The following is a 22,487-nucleotide window of genomic DNA, read 5'->3' on the forward strand; positions in this document are numbered from 1 at the left end:
ATCCAGACCCGACCTCCTTCCTCGCTGACTCCTCACTTAAAACCTTGCAAGCTATTGATCTGCAAGGCTTTTTCGTTTCCGTCTGCGCCGGAAGTGGGGCGAATTATAGACACCTCACAGAGGGCGTCAACCGTTAATTTCAAAATCACCGAAATTGACCGTTTCGTGGTTACCTATATAAGAAGAGCACGCACCCTTTGCGCAATATATTGCCCATTCATTGATTATTCCGCATCATGCGCCGTTACCTGTGCCCGGATCACACCCAGGATGTACATCTGAAATGTCTGAGAAATCCCGCAACATAGCCTCTGCCCTGTTCCCTCTGGGACTGCTGATGATCGCCATGATCTCCATTCAAAGCGGCGCGTCGCTGGCAAAGAGTCTTTTCCCTGTCGTGGGCGCGCAAGGCACCACAACACTCAGGCTGGTATTCGCCAGCCTTATCCTGGTTGCCGTCCTGCGTCCGTGGCGGGCAAATCTGACTGCAAAGTCGTTACGCACTGTGGTGATCTACGGCATTGCGCTGGGCTGCATGAACCTTCTCTTCTATATGTCGCTGCAGACAGTCCCCTTGGGAATTGCAGTAGCCCTGGAGTTCACCGGCCCGCTGGCGGTGGCTTTGCTGTCCTCCCGCAAGCCCATTGATTTCCTCTGGGTAACTCTGGCAGTCATCGGCCTGCTGCTGTTGATCCCTTTGGGGACCTCAGCTGCCGCGATTGATCTGCTCGGTGCGGGCTACGCCTTGGGCGCCGGAGTGTGCTGGGCCGCATACATCGTATTCGGTCACAAGGCAGGCGCCGACAACGGTGTGCAGACAGCAGCGCTTGGTGTCGTGATTGCCGCGCTGTTCATAGGCCCGATAGGCGTAATACACGCAGGCTCTGCGTTACTGGATATTTCACTGATACCCGCAGCACTGGGTGTCGCAATCCTCTCGACTGCCCTGCCCTACAGCCTGGAGATGATCGCCCTGACGCGAATGTCGGCGCGTACATTTGGCACGCTGGCAAGCCTGGAACCGGTCTTCGCCGCGCTTTCCGGCCTGGTGTTTCTTCATGAAAGCCTTTCATTGACTCAGTGGCTGGCGATCGGCGCGATCATCTTCGCGTCCATTGGCGCAACCCTTGGTTCTGCAAACAGCAAACCTCAACTGGTGCCGGCCGACTGAACTTACCACGCATCAAGAAGCCATATGGCACTAGCATTTGTTACGCGCATGCGCCATGTTTGTACCTGACCGATTTATAGTCGGTGGCTATGCGTTACAGTTCAAAAGACTCATGGTCCAGTCAATCGGATGGATCGCGATCAGTAATGGCCCGCTAAGGAAAGGAATGAAATACATTTTTGTCGTATTGGCCATATTGGCTGTGGCAGGTTGTGCAGCCACATCCAAACCCGTCACGCAAAGCAAGCGAGGCATCCACATCAATTGCTCAGGCCTCACGTCGTCCTGGGCAAAATGCTACGAACTGGCTACCAACTCCTGCGCTTCGAGAACATTCAAGGTGATCGCGAAGTCAGGCGATGCCACCGAGGAGCCCGAAGACTATCCGTTCGGCCTGAACCCGGCCGGTTACACCAGCCGCAGCATGATCATCGTGTGCAGGAAAGCTGCACCACTGGCGAATCCGTCGCCGCAGGACTGAGCCCGCGGCAACGTGAAGGCTTGATCAGACAGGGATCGTGCGGGCCTGCAGCCACAACAGCGCAGTGCCCTGCAGCAGCGGGCTCAAGCGCGTCAGAACCTGCACATGGTAGTCGTTCAGCCAGGCGCGCTCTTCTGCGCTCAACATCGACACCTCGAGGCAACGGGTGTCGATCGGGCACAGCGTCAGGGTTTCGAAGCGCAGAAACTCGCCGAATTCGGTTTTGCCGGCTTCCTGGTTGATCACCAGGTTTTCGATACGCACACCCCAGCGTCCAGGCCGGTACGTACCGGGCTCGATGGACGTGATCATGCCCGGCAGCATGGCCGTCTGCGGCGTTGCAGGCGCCTGATAGGCAATGACCTGCGGCCCCTCGTGCACATTCAGGAAATACCCCACACCATGCCCGGTGCCGTGGCCATAATTGACACCCTCACTCCAGATCGGCGCTCGGGCAATTGCGTCCAGCAGCGGCGACTGAATGCCTTTGGGAAACTGAGCTCGCGACAGTGCGATCACACCCTTGAGGACGCGCGTACAGTCCTGCTTCTGTTCGGCGCTCGGTGTTCCGATCGCCACCATACGCGTGATGTCGGTGGTACCGCCAAGGTACTGGCCGCCCGAATCGATCAGCAGCAGACCATCACCTTCTATCCGCGCATGTTCCGCCTCGGTAGCACGGTAATGTGGCATCGCGCCATTGGCGTTGAAACCCGCGATGGTGGCAAAGCTGGGCGAGACGTAGCCCGGACGTCGCTCGCGTGCCTGCGTGAGCTTTTCATCAATGGTCAGCTCGCTGACAGGCTCTCGCCCCAGCGCACTGTCCAGCCAGGCGAAGAACTCGCAGAGCGCTGCGCCGTCCTGCTCCATTGCCTGGCGGATGTGGGCCGTATCGGCTTCGGTTTTTTGCGACTTCAGTAACGTGCTCGGGTTAAGCCCTTCAACCAGCGTGACCTCACTGTCCAGGTAATCGAGCAGCCCGCAGGTAACCCGCGCCGGATCGACCAGCAGTCGCGCGTCCTTCGGCAGTTCACGCAAGGCGGCGCCAATCTGCGTGTACTCCATGAGGTTGATAGCGTCGCGCTCCAGGCGCGCGCGCACCGAGTCCGGCACTTTCTTCGAATCCACGAACAGCGTGACGCTTTGCGGACCGATCAAGGCGAACGCGATGAACACCGGGTTGTAGGAAACGTCTGCGCCACGCAGATTGAACAGCCAGGCGATGTCGTCCAGCGTTGCAATGAAATGCCAGTCAGCTTTTCGCTCGACGATGATCTGACGAACCCGCGCGAGTTTTTCACTACGGTCCAGTGACGCCTGGGGAGGCAAATGCTCGTAAATCGGGTGGGACGGCAACGCGGGCCGGTCCTGCCATAGCTCGGTGAGCAGGTCGATATCGGTTCGCAGCCGCGCACCGCGTTCGTAGAGCTTGCTTGCCAGGGTTCGCGAAGAAGCAACGGCCAGAACCGCGCCATCAACAGCAACCACGCTTTCGGCCTTGGCTTCATCTGCCAGCCATTCGAGTGGACCTTGCTGGCCAGGCATCAGTTTCACCAGCTCGATGCCGCTGCCGGCCAGCTCCTTGGTAGCCTGTTCCCAGTAGCGGCTATCAGCCCATATGCCAGCAAAATCCTGGGTGATGATCAGTGTACCGACCGAGCCGTGAAAACCCGACAACCACTGGCGCCCCTGCCAATAGCCGGGCAGGTATTCGGAGAGGTGCGGATCCGCTGACGGCACCAGATAGGCATCGATGCGCTCCCTGCTCATCAAGGCGCGGGTTTGCGCCAAACGTTCTGCCACGCCTGAACTGGCATTGGATTGCGTGCTCATTGACTCTCCTGCTGACCCGGAAATTGACTGCTTTCACTGGCTCAGATAATGGAGCACTCATCGAGCCTGAGCAACCGCCCAGAACGCAGGCTGAACAAGAGAGGCGCGAATCGAGTCGACCGCACGCTCTATGTCCTGCTCGCGGGTGAAGCGCCCCAGGCTCAGGCGTATCGTCTGGCTGGCGGCCTGCGGGCTCAGCCCAAGGGCGAGCAGGACATGCGACGGCAGGTTTTTCGCCGAGTTGCAGGCGGAGGTGGACGAAAAGGCCAGACTCTCACCCAGCGCGGCGACATCCAGATCGTTATGGGTGAAGGTAAAACTGAGCGTGTGGGCAATCCGCTGCGTGGGACTGCCGTTGATATACACCCCGGGAATCTTGGCCAGGCGCTCACAAAGACGATCGCTCAGCCGCTGTATTTCAACCACCTCTTCTTCGAGCACCTCTGCCGCCAGGGCAAAGGCCGCGCCCATTCCGGCGATCTGATGCGTCGCCAGTGTCCCGGAGCGCAAGCCACATTCGTGCCCTCCTCCATGAATCTGGGCGAGAACACGCTGCTGCGCGCGCGGACCGACATACAAGGCGCCAATGCCCTTGGGCCCATAGATCTTGTGTGCCGAGAGCGACATCAAATCTACCGCGAGCTGGCTGAGGTCGATCGGCAGCTTGCCGGCGCCCTGAGCAGCGTCGACATGCAACAGCGCCCCGTGCCCACGTACGCGCCTGCCGATCTCGGCAATGTCGTTGACGGTACCCAGTTCGTTATTGACCAGCATCAGCGAGACCAGAAATGTATCGTCACGCAAGGCTGCACTGACCGCATCGGCACTGATCAGGCCCTCGCTGTCCGGCGCCAGCCAGGTAACGTCGACGCCCTCTTCCTCAAGCTGACGGGCGGTGTCGAGGGTCGCCTTGTGCTCAATCAGGCTGGTGATGATATGACCGGGTCTGCCTCCGGCGACGGCTGCCTGGCGCCTGGCACGTTCCTGAGCCACCCCCTTGAGTGCCAGATTGCTGGACTCGGTGGCGCCGGAAGTCCAGATGATCTGCGAGGCTTGCGCACCCACCAGATGCGCAACCTGCCCGCGAGCAAGTTCCACCGCAAGGCGGGCCTTCTGGCCGAACGAATGGGAGCTGGAGGCCGGATTACCGAAATTGCCTGACGCCCCCAGGCAATCGACCATCACCCTGATGACGCGCTCGTCCACAGGCGTGGTGGCAGCGTAATCGAAATACAGCACTGGCTCGTTCATGCACGTTCCTCGTTTACAGACCATGAGGAAGATCATGCACGAAATCAAATAGAACCAAAAATTATCAATTAATATTTATATAGATCAAAATAGAATATATAAAAAGCTGCTGTCGTAAAATCCGTTGATCTCTCGACGCCGGACAGAGGCCGTGAGCTGTGTCGTTAAAAAGACATCGACGGATGATATTTTTTTGACACACTTATAAATCAGTACGTTAGATTCTTCGCTCTACCATTTATCAAAAATCTAACAGAAACCTGACGAAATAATTTGACAGATACCCTGCCGCCACCGATATATAGGACCGTCAGGCACATTCCGGTTTTACGCACATGCCGCAGAGCATAGCGTTGGAATCATCCGCCGAAGTTGACTGCTGTCCCGTCTCACCCTGTCAGTTATTTCCACGGCGCTTACCCGGCGCTGGCGGATGTCTGTTGACTCTCACTTCCTTTTTAAAGTGCTGAATGCGTTCGGTGTGGCGGTAGCTTTGCCTGTTGCAATGCGACCCACTCGACGCTTACGCGTTGGTTCTGTGTAAGCAGCGCCCTGACTGGATCGACACGATTCGGCGGTAGCGTGCCCGGCAGTCAACGCACGTCTGCGAAAGATGCCCGGTCACCCGCTTGGCAACGCGCTGATTCAAAGAAACATGGAGGCTTCGATGATTAACGTGACCAAGACATATCTGGGTGATATCGACCAGTTCAAACGCTATGTCGAAGGCATCTACGCACGTGGCTGGCTGACCAATCACGGTCCGCTGGCCAGGGAGCTGACGGATCGGCTCAAGGACTACCTGGGCGTCAGGCACATTATTCTGACCAACAACGGCACCCTGGCCCTGCAAGTGGCCTATCGGGCGCTGGGGCTGAGTGGCAGCGCAGTGACTACGCCATTCAGTTTTGTCGCGACCAGCAGCTCGCTGCAATGGGAAGGCATCCGGCCGATCTTTGCCGACATCGATGCGCACACCTGGAACATCTCGCCGAAACACATCGAAAACAGTATTGCCGAAGACACCACTGCGATCGTCGCCACCCACGTGTTCGGCAATCCGTGTGACGTGCAAGCCATCGAGCAAATAGCCCGCGAGCATAAGCTCAAGGTCGTCTATGACGGCGCACATGCATTCGCCGTGCGTCACGCAGGCCAGTCGGTGCTCAATCATGGCGACATCAGCACCTTGAGTTTCCATGCCACCAAGCTGTTTCACACCATTGAAGGTGGCGCGATCATCACCAACGATGACGATCTGGCCAGACAAGCCCATCTGATGTGCAACTTCGGCATTTCCGGCGTCGACCGGATCGATGGCATCGGCATCAACGCCAAGCTCAATGAATTCTCCGCCGCCATGGGGCTGTGCATTCTCGACAACATCAGCAACATTCTCGAAGAGCGCGCAGAGATAGCCGATCACTACACCTCGTCGCTGCAGGACTATCTGGATCTGCAGACACCGCAGGCCGACAGCCAGTTGAATCACAGTTATTACCCTGTGGCCCTGCGCGACGAACAACAATTGCTGAGCGTGCGCACGGCACTCAACCAGCACAAGATCAACCCTCGCCGCTACTTCTACCCCTCACTGGACACCCTTGAATACCTGCAGCCGCAACCCGCCCAGCCGGTCTCCAGAGCGTTGAGCGAACGAGTGCTGTGCCTGCCGATCTATCCCGGTCTGCTGAGAAGCGAGCAGGACCTGGTGATCCGCACCCTGATCGAAGCCTGCAGCGGGACTGAAACTGACTACCGGGCCTGCACCGTTGCGCGGGTCTGCTGACGATCATGCCCGGCAAACATTCCCTCATTCGCAACACCCTGCTGAATTACGGCGGGCAGGCTTACGTGCTGCTGGTCGGGATTCTGATCATGCCGTTTTATCTGGGCCATCTGGGTGCCGAAGCGTACGGCCTGATCGGTTTCTTCACCCTGCTGCAGGCCTGGCTGCAATTGCTGGATGCCGGCCTGTCGCCCAGCCTGGTGCGGGCGGTGGCGCACCAGCGAGACACCCCTGCAAGCCAACAATACCTGGGTCGTCTGCTGCGCTCGTTCGAACTGATCTTTCTGCCGATGGCCATGTTCAGCGCCTTGCTGGTCTGTGTCGCCAGCCCGTGGATCGCCGCGCACTGGCTGAACGCAGATACGCTACAACCCGACACGCTGACCCATTGCATCACCTTGATGGGCATCATCATTGCCCTGCGCCTGTATTCGACGCTGTACAAAAGCGCGATTCAGGGCCTTGAACAGCATGGCTGGCTCAACATCGCCAATGTGTCGATCGCCACGTTGCGCTACTTCGGTGGCCTGGTGTTGGTCAGTCAGTTTTCCCGGGACCCACGAGACTTCTTTGAATTTCAACTCGCAGTGGGGCTGATCGAAACCCTGCTGTTTGCCGGCAAGGCCCGCAGGCAGATGCCTGCACCGCATTGGCTGACCGGCCTGGACTGGCCATTAATCAAGCCGATCCTGCCCTTCGCCGCCAGCCTGTCGCTGAGCGCTGTGCTGTGGATCGTGCTGACCCAGGTGGACAAAGCACTTCTGTCGAATCTGCTGCCGCTGGACCAGTACGGCTACTTCTCACTGGTGGCGTTGATCGCCACCGGCATCGTGATGCTGACCAACCCGCTGGTCCAGACACTGCTGCCGCGCCTGACAGTGTTGATGGCCGAGGGGCGGCGCGACGAGATGCACGCCTTGTTTCTGGCCGCCAATCGCTTCGCCTGCACCTTTCTGTTTCCTCTGGCGGCGGTCATTGCCCTGTATGCAGAACCGTTGATTCTCGCCTGGACCGGCGATCCGGTCGCCGCGCACTGGAGTCGTCCGGTGCTGGGCTGGTACGCACTGGGCAGCGCCATCATGGCCGCCAGTGCCTTTCAGTTCTATCTGCAATACACCTATGGCCGGATGCACTTGCACCTGTGGTACAGCCTGATTTCGACGCTGGTCAGCGTGCCGGTGATGGTGCTGGCGATCCATTATCAGGGCGTGTACGGCGCGGCGTTGGCGTGGTTTTTTCTGCGAGCGACGTCCTTCGCGATATGGCCAGCCATCGTGCATCGACACCTGGCCCCCGGCCTGCACCGCCAGTGGCTGAGCGACATCCTGCGTATCAGCGCGATGACCGCTGCCGGCCTGGTGGTCAGCGCCCCCGTTTTCAATCTGATTGCCGGTGAAAGCCGTAGCAGCGTGCTTCTGGCACTTGCGCTCAGCGGGCTTGTCACCCTGACGCTGGTGGCGACGAGTCACCGGCCGCTGGCATCGAAACTCTATGTTCTGTTCAGTAAACCGAGTACTTGAGCCATGGACGACACTGTAAGAAATACCGACGAAACCTGCCTGGCGCCACCGCTGCTGAGCATCGTATGCCCCGCCTACAATCAGGAGGGCTTCATCGCCCAGACGCTGGACGGGCTTTTGTCACAGCAGACCGATTTCAGGTACGAAATCCTGATCAACGACGACGCCTCCACAGACGCTACCGCGCGCATCATTGCGCACTACGCCGAGCGGCATCCGACGATCATTCGGCCCTTCTATCAGCAGATCAATCAGTACAGTCAGGGCAGAGCTTGCGTCCCCGGCCTGTTTGGCGAAGCGCGCGGTCGTTACATCGCCTACTGCGAAGCCGACGATTACTGGACCGATCCGCAAAAACTGCAACTGCAAGTGGACTTTCTCGAAGCTCATCCAGATTACGTCATCACTTATCACGACGCGTTCGTCTTCGATGAGCACGGCCAGTATGGCGTGCAGCTGCAAGGTCATCTGCGCGCTGATGCCTCGGCGCTGGAGTTGCAGCAGGCAAGACGCCTGTCGACCCTGACCGTCTGCTTTCGCAATGTGTTCAGCCAGATGCCGCCCGAACTGAGCCTGTGCAACGCGCCGCTGAACGATATGTGCTGGTGGTCGCTGCTGGGGGCCTACGGCAAGGGCAAGTTCATGGCCGGGATCAAGCCGGCCGCCTATCGCATGCACCCTGGCGGGGTGTTCTCGATGCGCAGTGACAAACGCAAGTTGCACATGAACCTGCAAACCTGCTCAAGCCTGGCCAACTATTACAACCGCCTGGGCAATCAGCCGCTGTACCAGTATTTCCTGATGCAGACGGTGTGCCTGTCGCTGGCTGCACTCGCCCCTCGCCACAAACTGCAGACACTGTGGAAAGTGGCAGGCAACGTGATCGGCAATCTGCGCAGGCGCCTGCTGCCGGCCATTGGCAAAGCTCATGTTCAGTAGTGTGCTGGTGTTGTGCGTCGGCAACGTCTGCCGCAGTCCGATGGCCGTCGCGATGCTGCATGAACGCCTGCAGGCCACGCAGGTGCGTATTCAGTCGGCAGGCATCGCCGCGTTATCGGGTTCGTCGATCGACCCGACGGCACATGCGGTACTGCAGTCGCACCGGGTGCAGCCTCGGCGGCATGCCGCTCGCCAGATGAGTCGCGAGCTGCTGCGCCAGGCCGACCTGATCCTGCTGATGGAGCAGGCGCATTTTTCCGACGTCCTCGAACTGGCCCCCGAAGTGCGCGGCAAAGCCTTTCTGATGGGGAAATGGCAGGACCCGCTCGACATCACCGACCCTTACCGGCGCCCCGCGTCAGCCTTCGAGCAGACCTACGCGCAGCTCTCGCGCTGCATCGACGACTGGCTTCCCCATTTTCAGTCAGGAGCAACAGGATAAATGACCGTCATGAACCATCCTTCCCTGAATTTCCAACCGGACTCCCGGATTGATCTGGCAACGGTCCTGCGGATGCTGTTCGATCACAAGACCCTGATCCTGTGGACCGTCGGCGTGTTTTTTCTGATCGGCCTGGGCTATGCCATTCTGGCCACGCCGGTGTATCAGGCCACCGCCATGATTCAGATAGAGCCTCGAAAAATAGGCATCGAGGGCACGCCGGAAGTCAGTGCCAAGCCACTCTCGGTGTCGCAGGCGACCACCGAGATCGAGCTGATCAAGTCCCGCGCACTGCTGGGCAAGGTCGTCGACGATCTGCAGCTCAATAGGCTCCAGACACCAGATTTGTTTCCTGTGATCGGTCCGTATCTGTATCGCACCTTCAAGCCCGCACGCGATGGTGAACTGGCGCAGCCTTTATTCGGCCTGACCCAATATGCGTGGGGCGGCGAAAAAATAGAGGTGTTCCAACTGGAAGTGCCTGAGCACCTGCTGGGTGAAAAACTCACCCTGACCGCAGGCAAACCCGGCCAGTTCTCGCTCTACGATAGCGAACACAATCTGCTGCTCGGGGGTGCGATCAATCGCGTGGTCGAAGGCCACGGAATCAAGATCCAGGTCGCTACGTTGCAGGCCCGGCCCGGTACCGATTTCACTGTCTCCAGACAGCGCACGCTCAGCACCGCACTGATCTATCAGAACCGTCTGAAGATCGCCGAGGCCGGCAGGGACTCGGGCATCATCTACCTGTCGATCGAGGACCAGGACGCACAACGGGCCAACCGGATTCTCGATGAGGTCAGCCATCTGTATGTACGTCAAAACGTCGAGCGCAGTTCGGCCGAGGCCGCCCAGCGGCTGCAGTTCTTGCGCTCGCAGTTACCTGCCGTACGCAAGCAGCTCGAGGAATCGGAAACCGCGCTGAACACCTTCCAGACCAGCGCCCGATCGGTGGACCTGAGTATCGAAACCAAGGGGGTGCTTGACCAGGTGGTCAGTCTTGACTCGATGCTGTCCGAACTGAAACTCAAACGCGTCGAACTGGAACGGCTGTATACCCGCGAGCACCCGACCTATCGCAGCCTGATGAGCCAGATGAGCCAGCTGGAACAACAACGCCAGGGCCTGCTGAAAAAAATCGACGCGCTGCCCATGACCCAGCAAGAGTTGTTGCGTCTGACCCGCGATATGCAGGTCATCAGCCAGACCTACACGCTGATGCTCAACAAAAGCCAGGAGCAGGACATTCTGCGCGCTGGCAACATCGGCAACGTGAGGGTCATCGACAACGCCGACACCAATGTCGAAAGACCCGTCAAACCGATGAAAACGCTGATTGTGCTGATTGCCACGCTGCTCGGCGCACTGGTGGCGATGACCATGGTTTTCGTGCGCCAGGCGTTCTATCGCGGCGTCGAAAGCGCCGAGATCATTGAAAATCTGGGCATGCCGGTCTACGCGTCGCTGCCCTACTCGCGTCAACAGGAGCATCTGGACAAGCGCGACCATGCTGGCAAGGAGTCGAAGTTGCTGAGCATTGCCGCCCCTGCCGAGCTGGCGATCGAGTCATTGCGCAGCCTGCGCACAAGCCTGCACTTCGCCATGCTTGAAGCGCGCAACAACGTGCTGATGATATCCAGCCCGACACCGGGTGCCGGCAAGTCTTTTGTGTCGAGCAATCTGGCGACCATCATTGCCCAGACCGGCAAACGGGTCCTGCTGATCGATGCCGACATGCGCAAAGGCTACCTGCATCGCCTCTTCGGTCTGCAACCCAAACACGGGCTGTCCGACACAATGGCGGCGCGTCTGCGCTGTACCGAGGTCATCAACACCACCCGTGTCCGGCATCTGGATTTCATCTCCTGTGGTTTCGCCGCGCCCAACCCCTCGGAGCTGCTGATGCATGACAACTTCCACAAGATGCTTGCCGAACTGTCGCCGCTGTACGACCTGATTCTGATCGACACCCCGCCCATCCTCGCCGTGACCGATGCGACGCTGGTTGGCCGTCAGGCGGGCACTTGCCTGCTGGTGGCGCGCTTCGGCATGACCACCGTTCAGGAAATCGAAGCCAGCAAACGACGTTTGGGTCAGAACGGAATTCTGATCAAGGGCGCCATTTTCAACGCGGTGGTGCGCAAGGCCACGACCTCCGACTACGACTGCGCCGCCTACGGCTACAACTACCGCCCCGCGCCCCGATAACCGGGGTGCTGCTTGCCGCTGACCGAGCTGTTTCATTTAAAAGGAATTAACCATGTCCCACTCCGACCAGGATGTCCGCTGGTACCTGATCCAGACCAAACCCCGGCAGGAAGCCCGCGCCGAAGAACATTTGCGGCGTCAGCAGTTCGAGTGCTATCGACCGTTACAGGCCGATGCAAAAAAAACCGGCGCGAAGGCTCAGGCCGGCGAGCCCTTGTTCCCCGGCTATCTGTTCATTCACATGGATCAGGTGCAGGACAACTGGTACCCGATTCGCTCCACCCGCGGCGTCTCGCGCATCGTGACCTTCGGTGGTCATCCGGTGCCGGTTCGGGATCATCTGATCGAGCAGATCCGCCAACGACTCGCCACACCCGCGCCGAAAACACAGTTTACCCAGGGCGACGCAGTGCTGATCACCCATGCCAGCTGGGGTGACGTCGAGGCCATCTTTCTGAGCGAAGACGGCGCGCAGCGCGCGGTGATCCTGCTCAATATGCTGCAACGCCAGCAAAAAGTGGTGCTGCCAATCAGCAGCCTGTCGCGAATCGAGGCGAGCGCCTAGCGCTCGAACCCGCCGCAACCTGCCGCACGACGTGTCCTGAAAGCATACGTCGCACGCCTGTTCCACCAGCCTCGGAATCGCACCATGCCGCGCCAGACCACCCTGGTGACGCTCACCTATGGTGACCGTTTCAGCTATTTGCACACCCTGATCAGCCGCTCGCTGGAAAGCCCACTGATCGGCCGTGTGATCGTTGTCAGCAATGCTTCCACCGCGCCGCTGCAAGTGCTGTGCGATGAGTGGCCCGATCGGGTTCAGGTGATCTGGCTGCCGCACAACACCGGCTCGGCCAATGGCTACTCGGTGGGCATCAACGCCGCGCTGCAAACCGGAGACGACTGCATCTGGCTGATGGACGACGATAACGCACCGACCGCGCATGCCATCGAGGCATTGCATCGATCCTTGCGTGAACGGCAACTCATCGACGGTCAGGACAACTGCGCGGTGCTCGGCTTTCGCCCCACGCATCAAGCCGACATCGCCGCAGGTGTGCCGCTGCAATATGCGATCCAGCGGCGCTCAAGCTTCTTCGGCTTTCACATCGCACAGTTGCCTTACAAGATCTGGCGACGCCTGCCGTGGGGAAAGCCCGATGCGACCCGGCTGATGCCGGAACGCGTGCAACTGCCTTTTGCCACTTACGGCGGGCTGCTTGCCCATCGCAGCCTTTACCAAAAGATCGGCCTGCCACTGGATGCTCTCAAACTGTACAGCGATGACAGCGAATACACCTGGCGCATCACCGACGGTGGCGGAAAGCTGTTTCTGGTGCCCGATGCGCGGCTGGATGATCTGGAAGACTCCTGGAACATCAAGGCACGGACCCGCAATGTCTATGAAAGCTACCTGCTGGGCGGCTCGGATCTGCGCGCCTACTACGCAGCGCGCAATCAGGCCTGGTTCGACAAACATGTCTGGGCGGCTTCCACGCTCAGCTATCGGCTCAATCGCCGGGTGTTTCTCTGCCTGCTGAGCCTGTATGCCTGGCGCCATGACGCGGCCCAGCGTCTGGACCTGCTCAACGACGCCATTCGCGAAGGCGAAGCCGGCAGGCTGGGCCTGAACAGGGCCTACCCACTATGAAAATCCTTTTCATCAACAGCCTCTACGCGCCCGATATCGGCGGCGGCGCAGAAATCATTCTGCAGCGTACGGTCGAGGGCTTGCAGCAGCGCGGGCACGGCGTCGCGGTATTGGCCACCACTGACCGGCCTGGCTTGCAACTGGCGGAGGTCAACCGGGTCAAGGTCTATCGGGTCGGCCTGCTTAACCACTATTGGCACTTCATCGCCCAGCGTCCGGGCCGTCTGGCGCGCTTTGCCTGGCACTGGCGCGACCGCTACAACGCAGGCATGCGTGAGTACGTGGAGCGCGTTATGGAGCTGGAGCAGCCAGAACTGGTGGTGTGCCATAACCTGACGGGCTGGTCGGTCTCGGCATGGGACCAGATCACCCAGGCCAATTGCCCGATCGTGCAGGTGCTGCATGATTTCTACCTGCTGTGCCCGGCAAGCACGATGTTCAGAAAAGGCAAAAGCTGTCAGCGCCAGTGCACGACGTGTACACGGTTGCGCAGCCATCATGCACACCAGTCGGAACAGGTCAGCGCGGTGGTCGGCGTCAGCCGCTTCATGCTCGACACGCTGCGGGCGCAGGATTACTTCAAGCATGCCAGAGGCTATGTGGTGCATAACGCCAGCCCGTTTACGCCAGCGCTTCGCGAGCAGCCCAAAGCACTTGTCGATAACACACCGTTGCGTTTCGGTTACCTGGGCACCCTGTCGACCAACAAGGGGCTGGAGTGGCTGATCGAGCAGTTCCAGCGCCTGCCGTTCAAAGCCACCCTGCAGATCGCCGGGCGCGGACAGCCATCCGACGAAAAGCGCTTCAGGGCCATGGTCACGTCCCCGGACATCAGCTTCGTCGGTTTTCAGAGGCCTGAGCATTTCTATCGCCAGATCGACGTGGCGGTTGTGCCTTCCCTGTGGAATGAGCCATTCGGCATGGTCGCGGTCGAGGCGTGCGCGCACTCGCTGCCGGTCATCGCCAGCCGCATGGGCGGGCTCACGGAAATCATTCAGGAACCGCTCAATGGCTTGCTGTGCAGCCCCGATGACCCCGATTCACTGGGGCTGGCGATGCTCAGGCTGCATCAGCAGCCCGAACTGCTGGCACGCCTCGGCAGCCAGGCACGCAGCAGCGTCGCGTCGTTGATGAATCTGGACCTGATGCTGGACCAGTACGAAAGCATTTTTGCCCAGACCTTGCAGGACCGCAGCACGTAGCACGGGCGCAATCGCCCCCTTTGACGACATCAAGGACACGGTGTGGCACCCGCCAGCCCACTTTCATCAGCAGGACGCTCAAGATGATTTTCATCAATGCACGGTTTCTTACCCAGGACATCAGTGGTGTACAGCGCTACGCAGAGCAGATGTGCCGAGCGCTGAAGCGACTGCGCGACGATCTGGTATTCGTTGCCCCGAATAACATCAGACTGCATGACTGCGCCAGCGCATTAGAGGCGCACTGCATCGGGCGCTCCACCGGGCATGCGTGGGAGCAGATCGACCTGCCGCTGTACCTGAAACGTCGTAGCAGTCCGCTGCTGATCTCGATCAGCAACACCGGGCCCATGCTGTATGGCAACCAGATTGCGACTCACCACGACATCAACTATGTGCGCTACCCGCAAAGTTACACCCGGCTGTTCCGGCTGGCCTATCGGACCATCACCCCGATCCTGCTGTCGCGCGCCAGAACCCTGATCACCGGCAGCCACTTCTCGCGCAAAGAAATATCCTCGTTCTATGGCTACGCAGAAGACAAGGTGCTCGTCGTACCGGCTGCGGTCAGCGACGATTTCATACCGGGTTCGACCGCGGTGAATCATCCGAAATACCTGCTGGCGGTGTCCTCGCCGGCCGTGCACAAGAATTTCAGACGGATGATTCAGGCCTTTCTCAGCCTGCGCGGCCATACGGATCTGCAGTTGCATATTGTCGGCGCAGCCAGCGCGTTGTTCGCCGACCCGAACCTGCAGCACCTCGCCTGCCGTGACCCGCGCATCCGTTTTCTGGGGCGCCTCAGTGATGCCGAGCTGATCGCGCAGTACCAGGGCGCGACTGCGTTCGTCTTCCCTTCGCTTTACGAGGGCTTCGGCATCCCGCCGCTCGAAGCCCAGGCCTGCGGCTGTCCGGTGCTGGCGGCCAATGCTGCGTCGATCCCGGAAGTTCTGCAGGCCAGTGCGCTGTATTTCGACCCGCTGGACGTCAGCCACATGGCCGCAGCCATGCAGCGCATTCTGCTGGATGCGCCCTTGCGCAAGGCGCTGCGTGTGCAAGGCCTGCAAAACGTGCAGCGTTTTTCCTGGGAGCTTTCCGCGCAGCGCCTTTCCCAGCGCATCGATACGTTGCTGGCGGCCGACCCTGCGCAGCAAAGCAAGCTGCACGTCGCCGCCGAATCGTCCACCGGCAAACCCTGAATCCACAACAGCAACGCCAGGATGCGCGCCGCCGCGTCCGCAGTAGCGCGGGCCATTACAGCAAGGAACGCCCATGAGAATCGCTATCGTCCACGACTGGCTGGTGAGCTACGCCGGTGCCGAGCGCGTGCTCGCGTCATTGATCAACGTCTGGCCTGCTGCGGACCTGTTTGCGGTCATCGACTTCCTCAGCGATCAGGACCGCGCGCACCTGCATGGCAAGGTCGCCAGAACGACGTTCATCCAGAAGCTGCCCGGTGCCCGCAAACACTATTCGCGCTACCTGCCACTGATGCCGCTGGCCATCGAGCAACTGGATCTGTCCGGTTATGACCTGATCATCAGCAGCAGCCACGCGGTGGCCAAGGGCGTGCTGTGCGGCCCGGACCAATTGCACATCAGTTATGTGCACTCACCGATCCGCTATGCCTGGGACTTGCAGCACCAGTACCTTCAGGAGTCCGGGCTGAGCAAGGGAATCAAGGGTGGCCTGGCGCGCCTGATCCTGCATTACATTCGCTTGTGGGACCAGCGCACGTCGACCGGCGTGGATGCCTTCATTGCCAATTCCGGGTTTATCGGTGCGCGCATCAGCAAGGCCTATCGACGCGACTCCACCGTTATCTACCCGCCGGTGGACACACTCGGCTTCACTGCCCAGGGCACGCGTGGGGACTTCTACCTCTGCGCCTCGCGGATGGTGCCTTACAAACGCATGCCGATGATCGTCGAGGCCTTCGCCGCGATGCCTGACAAACGCCTGATCATGATCGGTGACGGACCGGATCTGGCCAAGGCGCAGGCCATTGCCAGCCAGGTGAGCAACGTGACGCTGCTGGGTTTCCAACCGAGTAACGTGCTGCTTGAGCACATGCGCAGTGCCAGGGCGTTTGTCTTCGCCGCCGAGGAGGATTTCGGCATCAGCCCGGTCGAGGCCCAGGCCTGCGGCACGCCGGTCATCGCCTTCGCCAAGGGCGGCGTCATGGAAACCGTGCGCGGTCTGGATCACCCGCAGCCGACCGGCGTGTTCTACGGACAGCAAACAGTCGCATCACTGATCGCCGCCATCGGCGAATTCGAAGCGGCACAATCACGCCTCTCTCCCGAGGCTTGCCGGGCCAATGCCGAGCGGTTTTCGGTCGCGCGTTTCGAGCAGGAGATCAAAGCCTTCGTCGAGGACCGTCTGGCCCTCTCAAGCAGGGTTCATCTGGCGCGCCTGCCTCAGTCGCAATGGGTCGCCCAGGCATCGTCCGGCCTGGGCAGCGAACTGCCGAACCGTGTCGTCCCTCTGAAAATCGTCTGAGCGAGCCCTTCCCATGCGTACTTCAGTCCGCGGCATTCTGCGTGCCCACCAGTCAGCGCTTTCGCTCGCCCATCGCTTGCTGGACCTGACCGTCATCGTGCTGATCGGTTACTGGCAAACCGGGCTGACAGTCACCGACAGCACAGAAGCCTGGTCGCACATTTTCCTCGCGGTGCTGGTCTTTCACTGGGTCAGCGAGTACCACCAGTTGTATGGCTCATGGCGCGGCGAGCGCATCCTGCGCGAGCTGACCAAGGTCTTCAGTTACTGGGCGATGACCTTCATCACCCTGCTGTCGCTGAACAGCCTGCTGCTCAACCAGACGCAATTGCCCGATAACGGCCAGATGAGCTGGTTCGCGCTAGCCCTCGCCGTGCTGTGCGGCTACCGGCTGCTGATTCGTCTGGCCCTGCACACCCTGCGTCGGCGTGGCTTCAACACGCGTCGGGTGGCCATCGTCGGCACCGGGCAGGTCGGCGAGCGGCTGGCCCGGTCCATCGCCCTGGCGCCCTGGATGGGCCTGATCCTGCTCGGTTTTTACGACGCGCACCCGCAGCAGATGAATCTGCAGGCGCACAAGCGCCGCCCGCCCGTACTGGGTGACCTGCAGCAGTTGATCGAAGATGCCCGCGCTGGCCGGATCGATAAGGTGTACATCACCCTCGCCTTCAGCGCAGAACCGCAACTGCGCGAGTTGATTACCGGCCTGAGCGACACCACCGCCTCGGTATACCTGATTCCGGATGTGTTCATGTTCGATCTGCTGCATGCGCGCAGTGAAAGCATAAATGGCCTGGCCAGCATCAGCATTTTCGACTCGCCCATGGACGGTGCCTGGAGCCTGGCCAAACGTGCCGAAGACATCGTGCTGTCGAGCCTGATTCTGTTGCTGATCGCCGTGCCGCTGCTGACCATCGCGGCAGCCATCAAGCTCACCTCGGCCGGCCCGGTGCTGTTCCGCCAGCGCCGCTACGGGCTGGACGGCCGCTCGATCATGGTCTGGAAATTTCGCAGCATGAGCGTCCAGGAAAACACCGATGTGGTGCTTCAGGCGACGCGCAACGACGCGCGGGTAACACCACTGGGCCGCTTTTTGCGCCGGACGTCGCTGGATGAGCTGCCGCAGTTCTTCAACGTGTTGCACGGCGACATGTCCATCGTCGGCCCACGCCCCCACGCCATTGCCCACAACGAGCAATACCGCAGGCAGGTCAGCGGTTACATGTTGCGCCACAAGGTCAAGCCCGGCATCACCGGCTGGGCGCAGATCAACGGCTGGCGCGGCGAAACCGACACGCTGGACAAGATGCGCATGCGCGTCGAATTCGACCTGGAATACATCGAGCACTGGTCGATCTGGCTGGACCTGAAAATCATTCTGCTGACGCTGCTCAAGGGGTTCGTCAACAAGAACGCCTTCTGATGCCAGCGCTGACCCGAGCACCCACCGAACACCCTCGGTACGCAACAAGAACGGAGCAATGCCATGAAAGGAAAAACGTCATGAATCGAAGCTTTACTGCGTTACTGCTGGTCAGCCTGGCGCTGCAAGGCTGTGCATTCGCGCCGGGGCAACATATGACGCCGGATGACGTCACCCTCGACAAGCCGGACGAGCCCCGGGCACAGTTGATCGAGGTCACCCCGAAGACCCTGCAGCAACAGCAACTGCGCGCCACTGCAGAGGCCAAGGCCCTGCCGCAGGTGCTGCTGGACTACAGGACTCCGGAATACGTGATCGGTGCTGGCGATACCTTGCTGGTCACCGTGTTCGAACACCCGGAACTGACCGCGCCGGGCTCACAAGACCAACTGGATGCCAACACCCGGGAAGTGCTCAACGACGGCACGCTCTACTTCCCCTATGTAGGCAGAATCCGCGCGAGTGGCAGAACGGTCAGCGAGGTTCGTGAGCAGTTGCGCATGGGCCTGGCGCCGCAGTACACCGAGGTCAAGGTCGACGTCAAAGTGCTGCGCTACAACAGCCAGCGAATACTGCTGTCCGGTTCTTTCAAGGTCCCCGGTCCGCAACCGATCACCAATATTCCGTTGAGCCTGGTGCAGGCGGTGAGTGTCGCCGGTGTCGACCTGACCGATGCCAACCTGGCCGGGCTGACCCTGCGCCGGGAGGGCAAGGACTACCTGATCGACATCGACTCGCTGAACCGCCGGGACTCGCAACTGAGCCGGATCTTCCTGAAGGACGGCGATTACCTGCACCTCAACAGCAACTCGCGAAACAAGATCTATGTGCTGGGCGAGGTCCGTAACCCTCAGGTAATCTCGTTCGGCACCACCCGCCTGACGCTGCTCGAGGCGTTGGGAAACTCCGGTGGCCTCAGCCCCGACAGCGCAGACGGCGATGCGGTGTACGTCATACGCGGTGCGGAAAACTTCGCCCAGGCGCCCTCCACCGTCTACCACCTCAATGCGAAAAAGCCCACCGCCTACCTGCTGGCGGGGCAGTTCGAGCTCAAGGCACAGGACGTGGTGTTCGTCGGCCCTGCCGATATCACCCGCTGGAGCCGCTTCATCAGCCAGTTGCTCGGCTCGGCCAGCGTGATACAGACCGGTGCGGCCTTTCGCAACTGACCCAGGCGGCCGTTCACCAATCTCCCTGCACGCGGTTGTGCGGGGATTTTTTTTGCCCGCCGCACCGTGCCAGACTGTTGCCAGAGCAACAGCGGTTCAACAGTTGACGGCTTTTGCATCAGCGCGGCGAACCCTCTCCTGCGGCATGCAACAGACGCAGACCCAACGACTGCGGGCCATAGCCAGACACACAAGAAGGCTGGCACATAAGCTGCTTTGCAGGGTTACGCTTATCGCAAGGACATCCCACATGCGCGTCGTTTCACTTTCAGGCAGTCCCTCCCCCAAATCCCGTTCCGGCGTTGTGCTGGCCCACGCCGGCCGCTGGCTGCAGAGTCACGGCGTTGAAGTCACCACATTGCGCATACGCGACTTCAATGCGGAGGACCTGCTTTTCGCCCGTTTCGACAGCCCGCAGGTGCTGGAATTGATCGAAGCGGTCAGCCAGGCCGATGGCCTGCTGATCGGTACGCCGGTGTACAAGGCGTCATTTTCCGGCGCGCTGAAAACCCTGCTCGACTTGCTGCCCGAGCGCGCGCTGCATGGCAAAGTAGTCTTGCCGCTGGCCACCGGCGGCAGTATCGCGCACATGCTGGCCGTGGATTACGCGCTCAAACCGGTGCTGTCGGCGCTCAAGTCTCAGGAAGTGCTGCACGGCATCTTCGCTATCGATACCCAGGTCAGCTACGACGACAACGAACAAGGCGGTACGCTGGACGAAATCCTCACCGAGCGCCTGCATGAAGGGCTGGAACACTTCCACCAAGGCCTGCAACGTCGCCTGCAGGCACGTCACAAGCAGGCTGGCGGGCACTTGCAACTGGCGTTGTAGTGCCGGAATAGCAAAGGCATCAATGCTCGATGAACAGCGGATACAACGAGGCCACCAACAGCGCTGCCATGACGCCGTTGAAAATACGTAACCCAAGCGGATCGCGCAGAACGTTACGCAGCAAACTGCCAAAGCCTGCCCAGACGCCCACGCTGGGCAGGTTGATCAACGCAAACACTGCGGAAATCACCACAACGTTGTAGAAGTAGCCCTGCATGGGGGTGTAGGTGCTGATCGCACCGATCGCCATGATCCAGGCCTTGGGATTGACCCATTGAAAAAGCGCGGCGCTCATGAAACTCAGCGGCTTGCCCTCGCTGTCGACGCTATCGGAGGCCGGCCCCGACGTGGCGATTTTCCAGGCCAGGTACAGCAGATAGGCAGCCCCCACGTAGCGCAGGATCGTATAGAGAACCGGCCAGGCCTTGAACACACTGCCCAGACCGAAGCCTACGGCCAGTACCAGAACGAAAAAACCGACACTGATACCCAGCATGTGCGGCAGGGTGCGACTGAAACCGAAGTTCACACCCGAGGCCAGCAGCATCATGTTGTTGGGGCCGGGAGTAATGGAGGTGACGAACGCGAAGAGTGTGAATGCCAGAAGCAAATCGAAAGAGAGAAACATGCTGCCTGTCCGGATCAGTGAGTCAGGTACTCACCCTATCGAACGCGGTGCAGGAAACACACGGACAGTTGCCGGCCAATTAAAGCAGTACAGTTCTTGCACAATGCACTTTTCAGGCCGACTGTTAACCTTGTGGCTGCTGACCGGTGACACCCAGATCGACGCTTGTTTCGCCTTTTTCATCGAAGTCCCGCGCCTGCTGGATCTGCGGATCCGCCATCAACTGCGCCTTGCGTGCCTGATACTCATCAAATGACAGGCCGCGACGGTTAAGGTCTTCAAGGGCCAACTGATGGCTTTCTTCAGCGCTGAACGCCCGCTGCTCGACAGCGTGGTGAGTGGAGCAGCCGGAAACCAGCGCAACAGTGAATGTCAGGACCAGCGCAAGGGCAAGCATACGGTTCATCGGGGGCCTCCGGTCGGGCTTCATTTCAGGAATGAAGCAAGGTTACGCCTGCCCCTGACGCAGCAAAAATCATCCGCCGTGATAGTCGCTATCGACTGTTGCGAGCATTCTCGATCAACACCTCGCGCAACGCCTGAGCCGCCGCTGAAAGCTTGTGATCGGCGAGCATCATCAGGCCGATACGCCGCTCGATCAGCGGCTCCACCAGCGCCACGCAGCAGGCCCCCAGTTCCTGCATCTGCCCGATGCACAGTGACGGCACCGCGCTGACGCCCAGGCCATTGGCAACCATGCGCCCGATGGTCGACAACTGATGGCTCTCGAACGCGACCGCCAGCTTGCCGTGGCGCGGCTCGATGGCCTGTTCCAAGAGCAAACGCACCGCCGACGGGCGTTGCAGGGCGATGAAGTCTTCACGCAGCAGTTCTTCCCAGGCGACCTCATGCCGCCCGGCCAGCGGCGACTCACGGGGCACCACGGCGACGAAGCGGTCCATATAGAACGGGGTGAACGACAGGGCACTGTTCGACTCAGGCTCAAAGCCGATACCCAGTTCGACACGGCGATGGCGGACCATCTCCAACACTTGCTCGTTGATCACGTCATGCACCGCCACGTTGACGCGCGGGTAGCGCCCGCGAAACACCTTCAAGGCCGCTGGCAGCAGATTACCGGCAAATGACGGCATGGCGGCGACCGACACCCTGCCCATTTGCAAAGTAAAACGCTGACGCAGCAGTTCTTCGGTGTTGTCCCAGTCGGCCAGCAACTGGCGCGCCAGCGGCAACAGGGTCTCGCCTTCGGGCGTCAGACCGACGTTGCGTGTGGTGCGCGTCAACAGCTGTCCGCCAAGGTCCTCTTCGAGGCTCTTGATCGTCAGGCTCAAGGCTGGTTGCGACACGTTGAGTCGCTCGCCGGCCTGAGCGAAGCTCAGGTACTGCGCAACGGCCAGAAAAGCGCGAAGCTGCTTGACGTTCATATATTTGCTTTTCTTATGAATTGATCAGAAAAACAAAATTAACAAATCAGTCCCGTCGAGA

The 22,487-nt window shown here is 60.1% G+C and carries 20 protein-coding genes; 15 read left to right on the forward strand and 5 right to left on the reverse strand.

The annotated features are described in order from the left end of the window. Positions 1-283 precede the first annotated feature (283 nt). Together rhtA and LIX91_RS12615 are read left to right on the forward strand one after the other, a co-directional pair. Entirely contained in the window at positions 284-1,171 is an 888-nt protein-coding gene (gene rhtA, locus LIX91_RS12610; RefSeq protein ID WP_003370628.1) for a threonine/homoserine exporter RhtA, read from the forward strand. Between the two features lie 166 nt (positions 1,172-1,337). Further along, positions 1,338-1,652, forward strand: a complete 315-nt coding sequence (locus LIX91_RS12615; RefSeq protein WP_003417622.1) for a hypothetical protein — start codon at positions 1,338-1,340, stop codon at positions 1,650-1,652. Between the two features lie 24 nt (positions 1,653-1,676). On the opposite strand, the gene LIX91_RS12620 is transcribed toward LIX91_RS12615, so the two are convergent. Beyond that, positions 1,677-3,485, reverse strand: a complete 1,809-nt coding sequence (locus LIX91_RS12620) for an aminopeptidase P family protein (protein ID WP_046237818.1) — start codon at positions 3,483-3,485, stop codon at positions 1,677-1,679. Positions 3,486-3,542: 57 nt separating this feature from the next. Continuing rightward, positions 3,543-4,736, reverse strand: coding sequence for a cysteine desulfurase family protein (locus LIX91_RS12625; RefSeq protein ID WP_226488553.1), 1,194 nt, complete (start codon positions 4,734-4,736; stop codon positions 3,543-3,545). Between the two features lie 667 nt (positions 4,737-5,403). Here LIX91_RS12625 and LIX91_RS12630 point away from each other — a divergent pair. The 13 genes from LIX91_RS12630 to ssuE all read left to right on the forward strand — a co-directional run bounded on the left by LIX91_RS12630 (position 5,404) and on the right by ssuE (position 20,413). Further along, positions 5,404-6,525: a DegT/DnrJ/EryC1/StrS family aminotransferase gene (locus tag LIX91_RS12630; RefSeq protein ID WP_103690113.1), complete on the forward strand. Its 1,122-nt coding sequence runs from the start codon at positions 5,404-5,406 to the stop codon at positions 6,523-6,525. Between the two features lie 5 nt (positions 6,526-6,530). Then, entirely contained in the window at positions 6,531-8,045 is a 1,515-nt protein-coding gene (locus LIX91_RS12635; protein ID WP_003417630.1) for a lipopolysaccharide biosynthesis protein, read from the forward strand. A 3-nt stretch (positions 8,046-8,048) separates the two neighbouring features. Further along, positions 8,049-8,984: a glycosyltransferase family 2 protein gene (locus LIX91_RS12640; protein WP_100073186.1), complete on the forward strand. Its 936-nt coding sequence runs from the start codon at positions 8,049-8,051 to the stop codon at positions 8,982-8,984. Next, positions 8,974-9,426 (forward strand): low molecular weight protein-tyrosine-phosphatase, encoded by a 453-nt coding sequence (locus tag LIX91_RS12645; RefSeq protein WP_003412064.1) that lies wholly within the window; start codon positions 8,974-8,976, stop codon positions 9,424-9,426. The genes LIX91_RS12640 and LIX91_RS12645 overlap by 11 nt, the downstream gene beginning before the upstream one ends. Beyond that, positions 9,427-11,634, forward strand: coding sequence for a polysaccharide biosynthesis tyrosine autokinase (locus LIX91_RS12650; RefSeq protein WP_226488554.1), 2,208 nt, complete (start codon positions 9,427-9,429; stop codon positions 11,632-11,634). Between the two features lie 52 nt (positions 11,635-11,686). Beyond that, entirely contained in the window at positions 11,687-12,199 is a 513-nt protein-coding gene (rfaH, locus tag LIX91_RS12655) for a transcription/translation regulatory transformer protein RfaH (protein WP_103695761.1), read from the forward strand. 84 nt (positions 12,200-12,283) lie between these two features. Beyond that, a complete protein-coding gene (locus LIX91_RS12660; protein WP_100073188.1) occupies positions 12,284-13,285 on the forward strand; it encodes a glycosyltransferase in 1,002 nt (333 codons plus the stop codon). Then, positions 13,282-14,487, forward strand: coding sequence for a glycosyltransferase family 4 protein (locus tag LIX91_RS12665; protein WP_226488555.1), 1,206 nt, complete (start codon positions 13,282-13,284; stop codon positions 14,485-14,487). The genes LIX91_RS12660 and LIX91_RS12665 overlap by 4 nt, the downstream gene beginning before the upstream one ends. A gap of 83 nt (positions 14,488-14,570) precedes the next feature. After that, positions 14,571-15,686 carry a glycosyltransferase family 4 protein gene (locus tag LIX91_RS12670; RefSeq protein WP_046237809.1) on the forward strand — a complete coding sequence of 372 codons (1,116 nt, stop codon included), beginning with the start codon at positions 14,571-14,573 and terminating at the stop codon, positions 15,684-15,686. Between the two features lie 73 nt (positions 15,687-15,759). Further along, entirely contained in the window at positions 15,760-16,989 is a 1,230-nt protein-coding gene (locus LIX91_RS12675) for a glycosyltransferase family 4 protein (RefSeq protein ID WP_226488556.1), read from the forward strand. Positions 16,990-17,002: 13 nt separating this feature from the next. Continuing rightward, positions 17,003-18,412, forward strand: coding sequence for an undecaprenyl-phosphate glucose phosphotransferase (locus tag LIX91_RS12680; protein WP_003348546.1), 1,410 nt, complete (start codon positions 17,003-17,005; stop codon positions 18,410-18,412). An 80-nt stretch (positions 18,413-18,492) separates the two neighbouring features. Beyond that, the gene (locus LIX91_RS12685) at positions 18,493-19,581 is read left to right on the forward strand and encodes a polysaccharide biosynthesis/export family protein (protein WP_003417642.1); all 1,089 of its coding nucleotides are present in this window, start codon (positions 18,493-18,495) and stop codon (positions 19,579-19,581) included. 250 nt (positions 19,582-19,831) lie between these two features. Then, entirely contained in the window at positions 19,832-20,413 is a 582-nt protein-coding gene (gene ssuE, locus LIX91_RS12690) for an NADPH-dependent FMN reductase (protein ID WP_003417643.1), read from the forward strand. 19 nt (positions 20,414-20,432) lie between these two features. On the opposite strand, the gene LIX91_RS12695 is transcribed toward ssuE, so the two are convergent. The 3 genes from LIX91_RS12695 to LIX91_RS12705 all read right to left on the reverse strand — a co-directional run bounded on the left by LIX91_RS12695 (position 20,433) and on the right by LIX91_RS12705 (position 22,426). Then, positions 20,433-21,041, reverse strand: a complete 609-nt coding sequence (locus tag LIX91_RS12695; RefSeq protein WP_046270057.1) for a LysE family translocator — start codon at positions 21,039-21,041, stop codon at positions 20,433-20,435. A gap of 124 nt (positions 21,042-21,165) precedes the next feature. After that, a complete protein-coding gene (locus tag LIX91_RS12700) occupies positions 21,166-21,447 on the reverse strand; it encodes a lipoprotein (RefSeq protein WP_003348622.1) in 282 nt (93 codons plus the stop codon). 88 nt (positions 21,448-21,535) lie between these two features. Continuing rightward, positions 21,536-22,426, reverse strand: a complete 891-nt coding sequence (locus tag LIX91_RS12705; RefSeq protein ID WP_003417645.1) for a LysR family transcriptional regulator — start codon at positions 22,424-22,426, stop codon at positions 21,536-21,538. Positions 22,427-22,487 lie beyond the last annotated feature (61 nt).

This window comes from Pseudomonas sp. B20, assembly GCF_020515755.1.
Classification (GTDB): Bacteria; Pseudomonadota; Gammaproteobacteria; order Pseudomonadales; family Pseudomonadaceae; genus Aquipseudomonas; species Aquipseudomonas syringae.

Coding starts and splice junctions, on each gene's coding strand:
- LIX91_RS12630 (WP_103690113.1), top strand. CDS start 5,404: ATGATTAACGTGACCAAGACATATCTGGGTGATATCGACCAGTTCAAA.
- LIX91_RS12615 (WP_003417622.1), top strand. CDS start 1,338: ATGAAATACATTTTTGTCGTATTGGCCATATTGGCTGTGGCAGGTTGT.
- LIX91_RS12665 (WP_226488555.1), top strand. CDS start 13,282: ATGAAAATCCTTTTCATCAACAGCCTCTACGCGCCCGATATCGGCGGC.
- LIX91_RS12695 (WP_046270057.1), bottom strand. CDS start 21,041: ATGTTTCTCTCTTTCGATTTGCTTCTGGCATTCACACTCTTCGCGTTC.
- LIX91_RS12650 (WP_226488554.1), top strand. CDS start 9,427: ATGACCGTCATGAACCATCCTTCCCTGAATTTCCAACCGGACTCCCGG.
- LIX91_RS12685 (WP_003417642.1), top strand. CDS start 18,493: ATGAATCGAAGCTTTACTGCGTTACTGCTGGTCAGCCTGGCGCTGCAA.
- LIX91_RS12705 (WP_003417645.1), bottom strand. CDS start 22,426: ATGAACGTCAAGCAGCTTCGCGCTTTTCTGGCCGTTGCGCAGTACCTG.
- LIX91_RS12640 (WP_100073186.1), top strand. CDS start 8,049: ATGGACGACACTGTAAGAAATACCGACGAAACCTGCCTGGCGCCACCG.
- LIX91_RS12660 (WP_100073188.1), top strand. CDS start 12,284: ATGCCGCGCCAGACCACCCTGGTGACGCTCACCTATGGTGACCGTTTC.
- LIX91_RS12625 (WP_226488553.1), bottom strand. CDS start 4,736: ATGAACGAGCCAGTGCTGTATTTCGATTACGCTGCCACCACGCCTGTG.
- ssuE (WP_003417643.1), top strand. CDS start 19,832: ATGCGCGTCGTTTCACTTTCAGGCAGTCCCTCCCCCAAATCCCGTTCC.
- LIX91_RS12680 (WP_003348546.1), top strand. CDS start 17,003: ATGCGTACTTCAGTCCGCGGCATTCTGCGTGCCCACCAGTCAGCGCTT.
- LIX91_RS12635 (WP_003417630.1), top strand. CDS start 6,531: ATGCCCGGCAAACATTCCCTCATTCGCAACACCCTGCTGAATTACGGC.
- rhtA (WP_003370628.1), top strand. CDS start 284: ATGTCTGAGAAATCCCGCAACATAGCCTCTGCCCTGTTCCCTCTGGGA.
- LIX91_RS12675 (WP_226488556.1), top strand. CDS start 15,760: ATGAGAATCGCTATCGTCCACGACTGGCTGGTGAGCTACGCCGGTGCC.
- LIX91_RS12645 (WP_003412064.1), top strand. CDS start 8,974: ATGTTCAGTAGTGTGCTGGTGTTGTGCGTCGGCAACGTCTGCCGCAGT.
- LIX91_RS12670 (WP_046237809.1), top strand. CDS start 14,571: ATGATTTTCATCAATGCACGGTTTCTTACCCAGGACATCAGTGGTGTA.
- LIX91_RS12620 (WP_046237818.1), bottom strand. CDS start 3,485: ATGAGCACGCAATCCAATGCCAGTTCAGGCGTGGCAGAACGTTTGGCG.
- rfaH (WP_103695761.1), top strand. CDS start 11,687: ATGTCCCACTCCGACCAGGATGTCCGCTGGTACCTGATCCAGACCAAA.
- LIX91_RS12700 (WP_003348622.1), bottom strand. CDS start 21,447: ATGAACCGTATGCTTGCCCTTGCGCTGGTCCTGACATTCACTGTTGCG.